Here is a 13,106-nt window from a genome sequence, read left to right as displayed (position 1 = left end):
GGTGTGCCGGACGTAAAGCGAAGCAGTCCGGCACACCCCAGCCCCACAGCCCCGGCACCGCGGCCGAACAGCCCGCGCAGCGGACAACGGCTCGCCGCAGGCGAAACGCCGCCGCACAGCGGCAACGCCCGCGCCGCCAGGCGCAAAAACAGCAACCCCCACGGCGGGAACGCCGACAACGTGGGAAGCCTCAACCCCCCGCAGCGACCCGGTTGACCGCCGCCCAACTGAAGGTCATCGCGGGGCCGATCGTCGCCCCGGGCCCGGGATACGTTTCGCCCATCGGGGCGGCCGAGACGTTGCCGGAGGCGTAGAGGCCGTCGACGGGGCTGCCGTCCTCCCGTAGTACGCGGGCGTCCGCGTCGGTGACCAGGCCGCCCTTGGTGCCGATGTCGCCGGGGTGGACGGGGATGGCGTAGTAGGGCGGTTTGGTGAGCGGGGCGAGGTTGGGGTTGGGCAGGGTGGGGTCGCCGTAGTAGCGGTCGTAGACGCTGTCGCCGCGGTGGAAGTCCTCGTCGCGGCCGGCCCGGGCGAAGGCGTTGAAGCGGTCGAGGGTGGCGGTGAGGCGGTCGGCGGGGGTGCCGGTCGCGCGTGCCAGGTCGGCGACCGAGTCGGCCTTCTTGATGAAGCCGTCGGCGAGCCACTTCCGGGGGAAGGGCTGGCCGGGGAAGAGGCCCGTGAAGAGGTACCGGGACTTGGAGCGGGCGTCGAGGATCAGCCAGGACGGGACGGTTGACGCTTCGGGGGTGTGCGCGGCGTACATCGCGTCGACGAACTGGTGGTACGGGGCGGCCTCGTTGGCGTAGCGCTCGCCGGCCTGGTTGACGATGATCATGCCGGGGATGCCGCGGTCGGCGACGAGGAAGAAGGGGCGTTCGCCGGGCGGGCAGACCGAGGGGGCGCCCCAGACCTTGTCCAGGAGGTCGGTGGCGGCGCCGGCCTCGATGCCGAGTTGGAGGGCGTCGCCGGTCTGGCCCTCGGAGGCGGAGGACCAGGCGGTGGAGGTGGGGGCGGGGAGGTGTTTCTCGCGGAGTTGCTGGTTGTGGGAGAAGCCGCCGGAGGCCAGGATGACGCCGCCGGTGGCCTGGATGGTGACCTCGCGGCCGTTGCGGAGGGCGCGGACGCCGGTGATGCGGTCGTTCTCCTGGACGAGGCCGGTGAGGGGGGTGGAGAGCCAGAGGTCCCCGCCGAGGGTGGCGAGGGAGTGCCGCATCCGGGCGATCAGGGCCTCGCCGAGGGAGAGCGGTTTGGCGCCGGTGGCGAGGGCCTTGGCGGCGCGTATCCCAACCTTGAGGGAGGTGCGGCGGCCGGCCCAGGTGCGGGCGACCATGTTGAGGTAGCGGAAGTCGTGGCTGGTGATGGTGAGCCCGTAGGTGGGCAGGCCGGCGCGGCGCATGGTGCGGCGCTGTTCGGCGGTGAGGGTGGTGAAGTCGAAGACGGCGGGTTCGACGGAGCGGCCCTGCGGGTAGCCGCCGAGCCGCTCGGGGAAGTAGTCGGAGTAGCCGGGGGTGTAGACGAACCGGACGGCGGTGCGGTCGTGGAACTCCCGCACCATGCGGGGCCCGTTGGTGAGGTAGGCGTCCTTGAGGGCGTCCGGGACGCGGTCGCCGACGGTGGCGTCCAGATAGGCGCGGGCCTTCTCGCGGGTGTCGCCGAGGCCGGCGGCGTCGAGGTGGAAGTTGGTGGGTACCCAGATCGCGCCGCCGGACAGGGCGGTGGAGCCGCCGTAGTGGTCGGTCTTCTCGATGATCAGGGCGCGCAGGCCGCGCAGCCGGGCGGTGAGCGCGGCGGCGAAGCCGGCCGCGCCGGACCCGGCGATCACGACGTCGTAGGTGTGGTCCCAACTGTCTTTCATCGCAGCTCCGTTGGTGCGGTGGGCGGTCAGCGGACGGTGATGGCGGCGTGGCTGAGGACCACCGCGTCGTCGCGGTCCGGGGCGGTGGCGCGGAGCAGGTAGCCGTTGCCGTCGGGGTGGTGCCACAGGTGCAGCCGCAGGGTCTCGCCGGGGAGGAAGACGCCCGCGAAGCGGGTGCGGCAGCCGGTGACCTTGGTCGGGTCGGACCGCAGCAGCCGGTCGGTGACGGCCTTGACGGCCATGCCGAAGGTGCACAGGCCGTGCAGGATCGGGCGGTCGTAGCCGGCGGCGCGGGCGGTGGCGGGGTCGGCGTGCAGCGGGTTCCAGTCGCCGGTCAGGCGGTAGAGGAGGGCCTGTTGGCGCAGCGTCGGGAGGTCGAAGAGGTGGTCGGGGGCCCGGTCGGGGACGGGGGTGGGGTCACTCGGGCCGCGGTCGCCGCCGAAGCCGCCGGCGCCGTGCACGAAGATGTGGTTGCGCTGGGTGAGCAGGGGGCGTTCGTCCTCGTCGAGGAGGGTGGACTCCTGGACGAGGACGGCGGCCCGGCCCTTGTCGTACACGGCGGGGACGTGGGTGACGGCGGTGGCCCGGGCGGCGGCGGGCAGCGGGCGGTGCACGGTGATCTCCTGGCCGCCGTGCAGCGCCTGCGCCAGGTCCAGGTGGACGCCGGGCAGGTCGAAGACCTGGAAGCCGATGCCGCCGGTGCCGCCGGCCACGGTGCCGAAGGTGGGGAGCACCGTCAGGCCGCGGGCGTGCCGCTCGTAGACGTAGGCCAGTTCGCGGTCGTCGGTCTCGGGGACGCCCGCGCCGAGCGCGAGGTGGTAGAGCCGTACGTCGCGGTCGTCCCAGGTGACCTCGGTGCGTACGGGGGGTGCGGAGGTGACCCGGGCGACGTCGAGGGGTGGTGGACTGAGCTTGCCGAAGAGGGAGTTGGCCATGTCCTAGAAGGCTCCCGTCGCGTAGCCGCCGCGGAAGTACAGCAGTGGTGCGCCGTCCTCGCGGGCGGTCAGGTCCAGGACCCGGCCGGTGACGAGGAGGTGGTCGCCGGCCTCGTGGACCGCGTCCAGTTCGCAGTCCACGGTGGCCAGCGCGCCGTCCAGGTGGACGGTGCCGTGCGGGCCGGGGCGCCAGGCCAGTCCGGCGAACTTGTCGGTGCCGGACGCGGCGAGGGCGGCGCACGCCTCCCGGTGCTCGTCGGCGAGGATGCTGACGGCGAAGCGGCCGGCGGCCTCGATCCGCGGCCAGCTGGTGGAGTGTTTGCCGACGCAGAGCAGGATCAGTGGCGGGTCGAGGGAGAGCGAGGCGAAGGACTGGCAGGCGAGTCCGGCGGGGGCGCCGTCGGGGCCGAGGGTGGCGACCATGGTGATGCCGCTGGCGAACCGGCCGAGGACGTCCCGGAACGCCGTGGGGTCGATCAGCCGTTCCACTGGTGGCCCCAGAAGCTGTCGGCGGTGATCTCCTTGGTGACCCAGGTGGCGGGGTCGACGAGGAGGCCGTCCCAGCCGTATTCGACCTGGAAGCCGCCGGGGGCCTGGGCGTAGAAGGAGACCATGTGGTCGTTGGAGTGCCGGCCCAGGGAGGAGGCGATGGGGATGCCGGCCTTGTTCATCCGGTCCAGGCAGAAGCCGACGTCGTCGAGGGTCTCCAGTTCGACCATGAAGTGCACGATGCCGGGCGGCAGGGCGCCGGGGTAGAGGCCGAGGCTGTGGTGGCGGGCGTTGGGGCTGAGGAAGTTCATCCAGTAGTGGTCGCGGCCGGGTTCGCCGGTCGGGACGGCGATCGGGGGGAGTTTCATCCGGTCGCGCAGTTGGAAGCCGAGCAGGTCCTCGTAGAAGGCGACGGCGGCGTCCATGTCGGTGGCCGGCAGGACGACGTGGCCGAGGCCGAGGTGGTCGCCGGTGACGAAGCGGTTGCCGTAGGGGGTGCCGAGCGGGGTGTGGTCCTGGGCCTGGCCCCAGTAGATCTCCAGGGGGTTGCCGGCCGGGTCGGTGCAGTGGATCAGACCCTGCACGCGGCGGTCGGCGAGGGTGGCCTGGTCGGCGTACTTGACGGCGACGCCGGCGGCCTCCAGTTCGGTGGCCGCCTCGGTGAGCGCCGCGGCTCCGGCGACCTCGAAGCCGGCGGCCAGCAGCCGGTCCTGTGCGCCGGCCTCGAAGGAGAAGCGGCGGATCCGGTCGTCGATGCGGACGTGCAGCACCTCGTCGGTGCTGCCCTCGGCCTCGACCATGCCGAGGATGTCGAGGGTGTAGGTGCGCCACTCGGCGAGCCGGGCGGTCTCGATGCGCAGATAGCCCAGAGAGCGAATGTCCATGGCCGTGCCTTTCGGTGCCGGGTGGCGTCAGGGGCGGAAGAAGTCGAGGGCGAGGCGGTTGAATTCGTCGAACTTCTCGGTCTGCGCCCAGTGGCCGCAGTGCGGGAAGACGTGCAGCCGGGCGTCGGGGATGGTCTTGAGGGCGACCAGGGCGCCGTCGAGCGGGTTGACGCGGTCCTCGCGGCCCCAGGTGAGCAGGGTGGGGTGGGTGATGCGGTGGGCCTCGCGCCAGAGCATGGTGTCGGCGGGCCACTTGGCGAACGAGGCGGCCATCCGGTCGTTGCCGAGCTTGGCCTCGGGGTCGGTGGCGCGGGCGTAGCGCTCCTCGACGAACGCGTCGGTGACCAGGGCGGGGTCGTACGCGAGGGTGGTGAGGAAGTCGCGCATCATGGCGCGGGTGGGTTCGGCGGTGCCGTTGAAGGCGAAGAGCTTCTTGATGCCTTCGGTGGGGTCGGGGGCGAAGAGGTTGACGGAGATGCCGCCGGGGCCCATGAGGAGGAGCTTGTCGACCTTGTCCGGGTGGTCCAGCGCCATCCGGGTAGCGGTGCCGCCGCCGAGCGAGTTGCCGACGAAGTGGGCCTTCTCCAGGCCGAGTTGGTCCATGAGGGCGGCGACGGCGTCGGCCGCGAAGGAGAAGAAGTCCTTGGTCGGCTCGGGCTTGTCGGAGGCGCCGTAGCAGGGCTGGTCGACCAGCAGGGTGCGGAAGTGCTCGGCGAAGACCGGCAGGTTGCGGCCGAAGTTGGACCAGCCGGAGGCGCCGGGGCCGCCGCCGTGCAGCATGATCACGGCGGCTGCGGCGGGGTCGCCGGCCTCGTTGTAGTGGAGGGTGAGCTCCCCGGACTTGGCGGTCTTCGAGGTGCTCTCGTAGCTGAGGTTCGCGTGGGTGGTCACAGCATCGTGTCCTGGATGTCGAGGCCGAGGGCGGCCTGGCCGTAGAGGACGAGGGCGCGTTCCGGGTCGTTGGCGGCGTGGCCGCGGCCGGTGTGCGCATCGCGCCAGGCGCGCTGGACGGCGTTGGGGCCGGTGCGCATGGCCTTGCCGCCGGAGTTCTCCATCAGCAGGTCCACGGCGGCCACCGCACGTTCGGTGGCGAGCACCTGATCGCGCCGGGCGCGGGTGCGCAGGGCCATCGGCAGGTCCTCGCCGCGCACCGCGAGGTCGTACAACTCGCTGATGTTCCGGCTGAGTTGGAGCCAGGCGGCGTCGATGTCGCTGGCCGCGCGGGCGATCCGGACCTGGGCGAAGGGGTCCTCGACGACCTTCTGGCCGTAGGAGACCCGGAAGCGTTCCCGGGTGGCGGCGACGTAGCCCTCGTAGGCCCCTTCGGCGATGCCGACGAGGGGGGTGGAGATGGTGGTGGTGAAGACCGCGGCGTAGGGCAGCCGGTAGAGCGGTTCGGGGTTGACGGCGTGGCCGGGGCAGTCGAGGGCGCTGACCGGGCCGAAGCCGAGCGCACGGTGCTCGGGGACGAAGACGTCGTCGACGACGATGTCGTTGCTGCCGGTACCGCGCAGGCCGACGGTGTCCCAGACGTCGATGATGCGGTAGTCGGTGCGCGGCACGAGGAAGGTGTAGACCTCGACGGGCTTGCCGTCGGCGTTGGTGACCAGTCCGCCGAGCAGCGCCCAGTCGGTGTGGTCGCAGCCGGACGAGAAGTGCCAGCGGCCGGAGATCTTGAAGCCGCCGCGGACCGGGGTGACTTGGCTGGTGGGGGCGTAGGAGGAGCTGATGCGGGTGTGCCGGCTCTCGCCCCAGACCTCGTCCTGGGCCCGCCGGTCGAAGAGCGCCACGTGCCAGGGGTGGACTCCGACGACCGAGGCGACCCAGCCGGTGGAGCCGCAGGCCCGGGCGATCTCCTTGACGGCCCGGTAGAACACCAGCGGGTCGGCGGCGAGTCCGCCGTACGCCCGGGGCTGGAGGAGCTGGAAGAAGCCGGTCTCGGCGAGGTCCTTGATGGAGGTGTCGGGCACCCGGCGCAGTTCCTCCGCCTCGGCGGCGCGTTCACGCAGGGTGGGGGCGAGTTCGCGGACCGCTGCGAGGACGTCTTCGTCGCGCATGCACATCCCCTCTCGATTCGATCTGAGGTAGGGCCCTGCCGCGCCGTCCCGCGGCAGGGGTGGCAGGAACCTACGCTTTACTATTCCGAAACGAAATACCCTCTTCCCACTCAGCGGGAGGGCTGGCAACGTTCCCGACAATCCGCGAGAACCCGGTAGGCGGCCTCCGTTTCGGCCTGGACCTGGGGTTTCGCCGTTGTTGTGGGAGGTGTGCCGATGCCGGAGCAGACTGCCGGGGGCGAATGCGGGCCGCTGTCGCTACTGGAGAAGGCCGCGCGGGTGATGAACGCGTTCAGCAGTACCGAGGCCCGGCTCACCCTCACCGAGGTGGTACAGCGCTCGGGGGTGCCGCGCTCGTCGGCGCACCGGATCCTGGACCAGTTGCTGGGGCTGCGCTGGCTGGAGCGAGAGGGCCGCGGCTACCGGCTGGGCATGGGGATGCTGGAGCTCGGCGCGCTCGCCTCCCACCACCACCGGCTGCGCCGGGCGGCCCTGCCCCATCTGCACGAACTCCACGAGGCGACCGGGCACCTGGTGCACCTGGCGGTGTTGGACGACGCCGAGGTGGTCCACGTGGAGCGGATCGGCGGGGCGGCGGACACCGTGGTGCCGTCGCGGGTGGGCGGCCGGCAGCCGGCGTACTGCACGGCCTCCGGCAAGGCGATCCTGGCGTTCAGCGACGACGCGGTGGTGGAGCAGGTGGTGCGGCGCGGGCTGCGGCCGCGTACGCCGCGGACCCTCTGTCGGCCGGAGGCGCTGCGCACCGAACTGGCGACGGCGCGGGCCCGTGGGATCGCCTACGACCACGAGGAGGCGTACCGGGGGGTGTCGTGCGTGGCCGTGCCGCTGCGCGGTTCGGGCCGGGCGATCGCCGCGATCTCGCTCTCCGGCAACGGCGCGCACCGGGATCTGGACCGGCTCGCCCCGGCCGTGGCGGACTGCGCGCGGACGGTGTGGCGGTCGCTGTTCGGGCCGGGGCGGCGCACCGTCCGGCCGCACCGGGCCGCCGAGATGCCGCCCCCGGGGCCGGTGCTGTCGCCGGCGGCGATGGCGAACACCCTGGCCTGGCTGCGGGACAGCGAATGGGTGTGAGGGGGACGTGACGGGGACGTGACGGGAGGTGCGGCGGGGGCGGCGCGCGGACGTGGGGTGGGGGCGACGGGAAAGTTTCCCGCCGCCCCCACCGCCCCCGCCCGTCAGCTGTAGCTGATCCCCACCTCGCCGCCGGTCGCGACCGCCTGGCAGGCCAGGATGTAGCCCTCGGCCAGGTCCTCCGCGTCCAGCACCTCGTTGTGGGCCATGGTCACCTCGCCGCTGACGACCCGGCAGGTGCAGGCCGCGCAGGCACCCTCGCGACAGGAGTACGGCGCGTCGACCCCGGCGGCCAGCAGGGCGTCCAGCAGCGGGGTGCCGACCGGCCAAGGGACCTGGTGGGTCTCACCGTCGAGCTCGACGTGGGCGGTGGCGCCGCCCGGATCGGGCTGATCCCGGTCGCCCGGCCGGTCCGCGCCGGCCGCCGCGGCCGCCTCGACCGGTTCGGGCGCCTCGACCGGCTCGGGCGCCTCGAACGCCGCGGCGCCGCTGAGCGAGAAGAACCGCTCCCGGTGCAGCCGTTCGCGGGGCGCGCCCAGGGAGCGCAGGGCCTGTTCGGCGGCGTCCATGAGCGGCTGCGGACCGCACAGGTACGCCTCGCGGCCGACGTGCGGGGCGAGGACGGCGGCCAACCGCCCCGGGTCGGGGAGCCCCTGGAGGCTCTCCAACCAGTGCAGGACCGCCAGCCGGTCCGGATAGTCCTCGGCCAGTTCGCGCAGTTCGCCGCGGAAGATGACGGCGGACTCGGTGCGGTTGGCGTAGAGCAGGACGTGCCGGGCGGTGCCTTGGGTGAGCGCCGACTTCAGGACCGACATCACGGGGGTGATGCCACTGCCGCCGGCGATGAGCAGCAGGTCGGTGTCGAGGCCGGCGGGGGTGAAGGTGCCGGCCGGTGGCAGCACCTCCAGTTCCGTGCCGGGCCGGGCGTGGTCGCACAGCCAGTTGGAGCCGTGGCCGCCCGGGACCCGTTTGACGGTCACCTTCATCGGTTCGCCGGTGTGCGGGGAACTGGCGAGGGAGTAACAGCGGGCCGCCGCCCCACCGTCCCGCCCTGGCAGCTTGAACGTGAGGAACTGCCCTGGAACGTAAGGGAGTTGAGGGTGCGGTTCGAAGACCAGCGAGCGGGCGTCGGCGGTCTCGTCGATCACCTCGGCGATCCGCAGCCGGTGGGTGAGCGGTTCAGGCATCGGCCACCGCCGGTTCCGCGGCCGCGCCCGGCACCGGGTTGCCGTCCTTGTCGGCCACCACCAGGCTGCCGTCGGCGAGCGCGCGGGCGATGCTGGCGCGCAGCGCGTCGCAGGAGCGGACCCGGGCGCTCGGCTCGCCGGCCGCCACCCGCGCACCGATCCGCGGGCAGCTCTCGGCGGCGTCGCCGGTCCACTGCACCTGGGTGTGCGCGGGGCTGAACTTCTCGCACAGGACCTCGTTCCCGCAGGTCCCGCAGATCACGGGCCGCACCGTCAGGCCCCGGCCGCGCGGCGGGCGAGGGTGTCGGCGACCTCGGCGCGCCAGGCCGTGTTGGCCCGTTCGGTGTCGATCTCGAACTCGAACCGGCGCACCATCTCGTCCTTGACGTCGGCGACATCCACGTAGAACTGCTCGTACCAGCGGCGGAGTTGGTAGACCGGGCCGTCTTCCTCGGTCAGCAGGGGGTTGTCGATGCGGGTCTTGTGCTGCCAGATCTCCACGTCCTGCTCGAAGCCGACCTTCAGCCCCTCGGACGCCATCCGGGCGGCCTCGGCGGCCTCCTCGTCGGTCATGCCGGGCAGCTTCTTGATGATCGCGCCGTACATCAGCACGAAGCTGTTGGCGTCGATCGGATAGTGGCAGTTGATGAGGACGGACTCCATCTCGACCTCGGCGCCGACCTCCGTCCACAGCTTGTCGATCATGTAGGACGGGCCGTAGTACGAGGCGTCGGAGCGGAGGTCGCCGACCGAGGCGGGGGTGGTCAGGTCGATGTCGCCGCGGGGCGAGGACTCCATGTACTGGGTGGCGATGTGCCCGTCGAAGACGTTCTTGAAGTACGTCGGGAACGAGTAGTGGATGTAGTAGAAGTGCGCCATGTCCACGACGTTGTCGACGATCTCCCGGCAGTTGGAGTTGTCGACCCGCAGCGTGTTCCAGGACCAGGCGGACCAGTCGGGGTGACCGGCGCCCGCGATCTCGGGGATGGTGGCCTCGGGCGGCGGCGGGTTGCCCTCGGGGTCGTGCCAGACGTAGAGCTGCTGATTGCGCTCCAGGGCCGTCCAGGCCCGGGTGCGGGCCCGCGGCGGGACCCGGCGGGCGTACGGGATGCCGGCGCAGCGGCCGTTCCCGGACCAGCGCCAGTCGTGGAACGGGCAGGCCACGGTGTCGCCCTTGACGCTGCCGCGGGCGAGGTTGCCGCCCATATGGGGACAGTAGGCGTTGAGGACGTGCAGTTCACCGTCGTCCGCGCCCTGGAAGGCCACGAGTTTGGTGCCGAACGCCTCGATCTCGTGCGGCTGGCCGTCCTTGAAGGTCTCGGCCAGGCCCAGGCAGTGCCAGCCCCGGGCGAACCGGGTGGGCGGCGCGGCCGCCTCGATGACACGGGCCTCGTCGTTGAGTGCGGTCATCGTTCTCTCCCTGCTACTTCTGCGCCGCGAGTTCGACGGCGATGTCGATGAGCTGGTCCTCCTGGCCGCCGACGAGCCGGCGTTCACCGGCGCGCAGCAGGATCTGCGCGGCGGGCACGCCGTACCGCTCGCCCTGCCGGAAGGCGTGCTTGAGGAAACTGGAGTAGACCCCGGCGTGGCCCATCAGGAGGGCCAGCCGGTCGAGTTGGCACTCGCCGTCCATGACCGGGCGGACCACGTCCTCCGCCGCGTCGATGATCTTCAGTACGTCGATGCCGGTGCGGATGCCCATCTTGGCGCAGACCGCGACCAGCGCCTCGACGGCGGTGTTGCCGGCTCCGGCGCCCAGTCGGCGGGTGGAGCCGTCGATCTGGCGGGCGCCGGCCTGGATCGCGGCGATCGAGTTTCCGGTGCCCAGGGCGAGGTTCTCGTGGCCGTGGAAGCCGACCTGGACGTCCTCGCCGAGCTCGGCGACCAGTGCCTGGACGCGCTCGGTGACGTCGTCCATCACCATCGCGCCGGCCGAGTCGACGACGTAGACGCACTGGCAGCCGGCGTCCGCCATGATGCGGCCCTGCCGGGCGAGCGCCTCGGGGGTGGTGGAGTGCGCCATCATCAGGAATCCGACGGTCTCCAGGCCCATCTCGCGGGCCAGTCCGAAGTGTTGGACGGAGATGTCGGCCTCGGTGCAGTGGGTGGCGATCCGGCAGACGGTGGCGCCGTTACCGTGCGCGGCCCGGATGTCGTCCTTGACGCCGAGGCCCGGCAACATCAGGAAGGCGATCTTCGCCCGCCGGGCGGTCTCCACCGCGGCCCTGATGAGCTCCTGCTCCGGCGTCTTCGAAAACCCGTAGGTGAAGGAGGAACCGCCGAGCCCGTCGCCGTGGGTGACCTCGATGACGGGCACGCCCGCGTCGTCCAGCGCCGCGACGACGGACCGTACGTCCTCGACGGTGAACTGGTGCCGCTTGGCGTGCGAACCGTCGCGCAGCGAGGAGTCGGTGATGCGGATGTCGAGGGTGTCGGAGTAGCTCTTCATGCCTGCATGCCCTTCGCGAACTCCTCGCCGACCTTGGTGGCGGCGGCGGTCATGATGTCGAGGTTGCCGGCGTACGGCGGCAGGAAGTCGCCGGCGCCCTCGACCTCCAGGAAGACCGCGACCCGGGCCATCCCGCCGTTGACCACCGACGGATCGTCGAACTGCGGCTCGGCCCGCAGCCGGTAGCCGGGAACGTAGGTGGCGACCTGCTCGGCGACCTCCTTGACCGACTGGGCGATGGCGTCCCGGTCGGCGTCCTCGGGGATCGAGCAGAAGACGGTGTCGCGCATGATGACCGGCCCCGCGGCGCCGGCCGCCGATCTCTCCGTGCCGGGGTTGAGGATGATGATCGCCTTGCCGCGCCCGGCGCCGCCGATCTGCTCGATGCCGCGGGCGGTGGTACGGGTGAACTCGTCGATGTTGGCGCGGGTTCCGGGCCCGGCCGACACCGAGGCGACCGAGGCGACGATCTCCGCGTACGGGACCGGGACCACCCGGGAGACCGCGTACACCATGGGGATGGTGGCCTGTCCGCCGCAGGTGATCATGTTGACGTTGTCGGCGTCGAGGTGCGCGGTGAGGTTGGCGGGCGGGACGACGGCGGGGCCGACCGCGGCCGGGGTCAGGTCGATGGCCTTGATACCGCGTTCGGCGTAGCGCGGGGCGTTGGCGCGGTGAACGGCGGCGGAGGTGGCCTCGAAGACCAGGTCCGGGGTCTCGTCCTGGGCCAGGAGCCAGTCCACACCCTCGTGGCTGGCCTCGATACCGGCGCGGCGGGCCCGAGCGAGCCCTTCGCTGTCCGGGTCCACGCCGATCATCCAGCGGGGTTCGATCAGCGGGGAGCGCCGGAGCTTGTAGAGCAGGTCGGTGCCGATGTTGCCGGAACCGACGATGGCCGCGGTGGCCTTGGTCGTGCGGGACATCATCACCTCTCGGGTGAAGGGGCTGAGGGGAGCTGTGGATCCGCCGGTGGCCGGGCCGGCCCGCGGGGGCCTCCCGGCCGACGGAACCTCAGACGAACGAGAGCGAGACCGGGCCGAGCCCGGTGAAGTCGGCGGTGAAGGTCGCCCCGGGAGCGACGTCGACGGCCCGGGTGCAGGAGCCGGGCAGGACCAGATGCCCCTTCCTCAGGGGTACGCCGAAGCGGGCGACGGTCCGGGCGAGCCAGGCAACGGCGAGGGTGGGGTCGCCGAGCACGGCGTCGCTGCGGCCCTCGGCGATCCGCTCGGTCCCGCGGTGCAGTACCGCGTCGACGGCCTTGAGATCCAGTTCGCGCGGGTCACGGCCGTCGCCGATGGCGTACCCGGCGGAGGAGGCGTTGTCGGCGACGGTGTCGGGCAGCGTGATCCGCCAGTCGCGGATCCGGCTGTCGATCAACTCCAAGGCGGGGACGACCCGTTCGGTCGCGGCGAGAACGTCGTCGGGGGTGCAGCCCTCGCCCGGCAGATCGTCACCGAGCACGAAGCCGACCTCGACCTCGATGCGCGGGGCGCAGTAGCGGGCGAGCGGGACGGGGGTGCCGGGGTGCAGCTCCATGTCGTCCAGCAGATGGCCGTAGTCGGGCTCGTCGACGCCCATCATCCGCTGCATGACCTCGGACGAGAGCCCGACCTTGTGCCCGGTGACGGTGGCGCCCGCCCGTTGCCGCTCCTGAATGTTGAGCAGTTGGATCTCGTAGGCGTCGTCGGCGTCGAGGCCGGGGAACTCCCCGGTGAGCGGGGCGATGGGCCGGCCGGTGCGCTCGGCATCACGCAACTGCCGTGCCGCGAGCTGCCGTTGGCGGTCCGTGAGCATATGGTCCTCCACGGGGCGGTCGGTCTGTGCCGGGAGGCTAAGGGCCGCGGCGGGCGGCGGGGGAGCGTGCGTTCCCGCTCAGCGGGAATTGTGGCCTCCCACGTTGTTGGCTGCCTCGCCGTGGGGGTTCTCGCGGTTGCGCCTGACGGCGCGGGCCCTTCGTACGTTGCCGGGTGCGGCGCCGTTTCGCCTGGCGGCGTGGCTGTTGTCCGCTGCGCGGGGCTGGGCCGCTGCGCTTGGCCGAGTCTCGTACGTTGCCAGGTGCGGCGCCGTTTCGCCTGGCGGCGTGGGGTGTTGTCCGCTGCGCGGGGCTTTCGGGGTGCGGTGTCGGGTCGGAGGGGTGGGTGTGCAGGACCTGTCTCTT

The 13,106-nt window shown here is 72.1% G+C and carries 13 protein-coding genes; 1 reads left to right on the top strand and 12 read right to left on the bottom strand.

The genetic code is table 11. The features are described from left to right. Positions 1-190: 190 nt before the first annotated feature. From ACFVT2_RS42685 to hsaA, 6 genes are read right to left on the bottom strand one after another with little or no spacing between them, the layout of a single operon-like run. The gene (locus tag ACFVT2_RS42685) at positions 191-1,855 is read right to left on the bottom strand and encodes an FAD-dependent oxidoreductase (protein WP_390027747.1); all 1,665 of its coding nucleotides are present in this window, start codon (positions 1,853-1,855) and stop codon (positions 191-193) included. A 26-nt stretch (positions 1,856-1,881) separates the two neighbouring features. Continuing rightward, positions 1,882-2,790 (bottom strand): MaoC/PaaZ C-terminal domain-containing protein, encoded by a 909-nt coding sequence (locus tag ACFVT2_RS42680; protein ID WP_390027745.1) that lies wholly within the window; start codon positions 2,788-2,790, stop codon positions 1,882-1,884. 3 nt (positions 2,791-2,793) lie between these two features. Further along, positions 2,794-3,279 (bottom strand): flavin reductase family protein, encoded by a 486-nt coding sequence (locus tag ACFVT2_RS42675; protein ID WP_390027742.1) that lies wholly within the window; start codon positions 3,277-3,279, stop codon positions 2,794-2,796. Then, complete coding sequence (locus tag ACFVT2_RS42670) at positions 3,267-4,163, bottom strand: VOC family protein (protein WP_390027739.1); 897 nt, start codon at positions 4,161-4,163, stop codon at positions 3,267-3,269. The genes ACFVT2_RS42675 and ACFVT2_RS42670 overlap by 13 nt, the downstream gene beginning before the upstream one ends. Positions 4,164-4,190: 27 nt before the next feature. Then, positions 4,191-5,054 carry a 4,5:9,10-diseco-3-hydroxy-5,9,17-trioxoandrosta-1(10),2-diene-4-oate hydrolase gene (gene hsaD, locus ACFVT2_RS42665; RefSeq protein ID WP_390027737.1) on the bottom strand — a complete coding sequence of 288 codons (864 nt, stop codon included), beginning with the start codon at positions 5,052-5,054 and terminating at the stop codon, positions 4,191-4,193. Next, positions 5,051-6,220, bottom strand: coding sequence for a 3-hydroxy-9,10-secoandrosta-1,3,5(10)-triene-9,17-dione monooxygenase oxygenase subunit (gene hsaA / locus ACFVT2_RS42660; RefSeq protein ID WP_390027734.1), 1,170 nt, complete (start codon positions 6,218-6,220; stop codon positions 5,051-5,053). The genes hsaD and hsaA overlap by 4 nt, the downstream gene beginning before the upstream one ends. Positions 6,221-6,436: 216 nt before the next feature. Between hsaA and ACFVT2_RS42655 the strand changes: the two genes are divergently transcribed. Next, positions 6,437-7,312, top strand: a complete 876-nt coding sequence (locus tag ACFVT2_RS42655) for an IclR family transcriptional regulator (protein WP_390027731.1) — start codon at positions 6,437-6,439, stop codon at positions 7,310-7,312. Between the two features lie 104 nt (positions 7,313-7,416). On the opposite strand, the gene ACFVT2_RS42650 is transcribed toward ACFVT2_RS42655, so the two are convergent. The 6 genes from ACFVT2_RS42650 to ACFVT2_RS42625 form a co-directional block, all read right to left on the bottom strand. Then, complete coding sequence (locus ACFVT2_RS42650) at positions 7,417-8,499, bottom strand: 2Fe-2S iron-sulfur cluster-binding protein (RefSeq protein ID WP_390027728.1); 1,083 nt, start codon at positions 8,497-8,499, stop codon at positions 7,417-7,419. Beyond that, positions 8,492-8,761, bottom strand: a complete 270-nt coding sequence (locus tag ACFVT2_RS42645) for a hypothetical protein (RefSeq protein WP_390027725.1) — start codon at positions 8,759-8,761, stop codon at positions 8,492-8,494. Before ACFVT2_RS42645 ends, ACFVT2_RS42650 begins: the two co-directional genes overlap by 8 nt. Before the next feature lie 11 nt (positions 8,762-8,772). Further along, positions 8,773-9,909 carry a Rieske 2Fe-2S domain-containing protein gene (locus ACFVT2_RS42640; protein WP_390027722.1) on the bottom strand — a complete coding sequence of 379 codons (1,137 nt, stop codon included), beginning with the start codon at positions 9,907-9,909 and terminating at the stop codon, positions 8,773-8,775. A 13-nt stretch (positions 9,910-9,922) separates the two neighbouring features. Next, on the bottom strand, positions 9,923-10,948 hold the full coding sequence (dmpG, locus tag ACFVT2_RS42635) for a 4-hydroxy-2-oxovalerate aldolase (RefSeq protein WP_390027720.1): 1,026 nt from the start codon (positions 10,946-10,948) through the stop codon (positions 9,923-9,925). Next, entirely contained in the window at positions 10,945-11,871 is a 927-nt protein-coding gene (locus tag ACFVT2_RS42630; RefSeq protein WP_390027750.1) for an acetaldehyde dehydrogenase (acetylating), read from the bottom strand. The genes dmpG and ACFVT2_RS42630 overlap by 4 nt, the downstream gene beginning before the upstream one ends. Positions 11,872-11,959: 88 nt before the next feature. Continuing rightward, on the bottom strand, positions 11,960-12,742 hold the full coding sequence (locus tag ACFVT2_RS42625; RefSeq protein WP_390027717.1) for a 2-keto-4-pentenoate hydratase: 783 nt from the start codon (positions 12,740-12,742) through the stop codon (positions 11,960-11,962). Positions 12,743-13,106 lie beyond the last annotated feature (364 nt).

This window comes from Streptomyces sp. NPDC058000, from assembly GCF_042886435.1.
GTDB lineage: Bacteria > Actinomycetota > Actinomycetes > Streptomycetales > Streptomycetaceae > Streptomyces.
The sequence above is the reverse complement of the archived record's forward strand: the minus strand, read 5'-3'. Positions and strand labels throughout refer to the sequence as shown.

Bases quoted from the DNA above. Each gene is read 5' to 3' on its own strand.
- dmpG (WP_390027720.1), bottom strand. From the start codon at position 10,948: ATGAAGAGCTACTCCGACACCCTCGACATCCGCATCACCGACTCCTCG.
- ACFVT2_RS42655 (WP_390027731.1), top strand. From the start codon at position 6,437: ATGCCGGAGCAGACTGCCGGGGGCGAATGCGGGCCGCTGTCGCTACTG.
- ACFVT2_RS42640 (WP_390027722.1), bottom strand. From the start codon at position 9,909: ATGACCGCACTCAACGACGAGGCCCGTGTCATCGAGGCGGCCGCGCCG.
- ACFVT2_RS42680 (WP_390027745.1), bottom strand. From the start codon at position 2,790: ATGGCCAACTCCCTCTTCGGCAAGCTCAGTCCACCACCCCTCGACGTC.
- ACFVT2_RS42650 (WP_390027728.1), bottom strand. From the start codon at position 8,499: ATGCCTGAACCGCTCACCCACCGGCTGCGGATCGCCGAGGTGATCGAC.
- hsaA (WP_390027734.1), bottom strand. From the start codon at position 6,220: ATGCGCGACGAAGACGTCCTCGCAGCGGTCCGCGAACTCGCCCCCACC.
- ACFVT2_RS42625 (WP_390027717.1), bottom strand. From the start codon at position 12,742: ATGCTCACGGACCGCCAACGGCAGCTCGCGGCACGGCAGTTGCGTGAT.
- ACFVT2_RS42630 (WP_390027750.1), bottom strand. From the start codon at position 11,871: ATGTCCCGCACGACCAAGGCCACCGCGGCCATCGTCGGTTCCGGCAAC.
- ACFVT2_RS42670 (WP_390027739.1), bottom strand. From the start codon at position 4,163: ATGGACATTCGCTCTCTGGGCTATCTGCGCATCGAGACCGCCCGGCTC.
- ACFVT2_RS42685 (WP_390027747.1), bottom strand. From the start codon at position 1,855: ATGAAAGACAGTTGGGACCACACCTACGACGTCGTGATCGCCGGGTCC.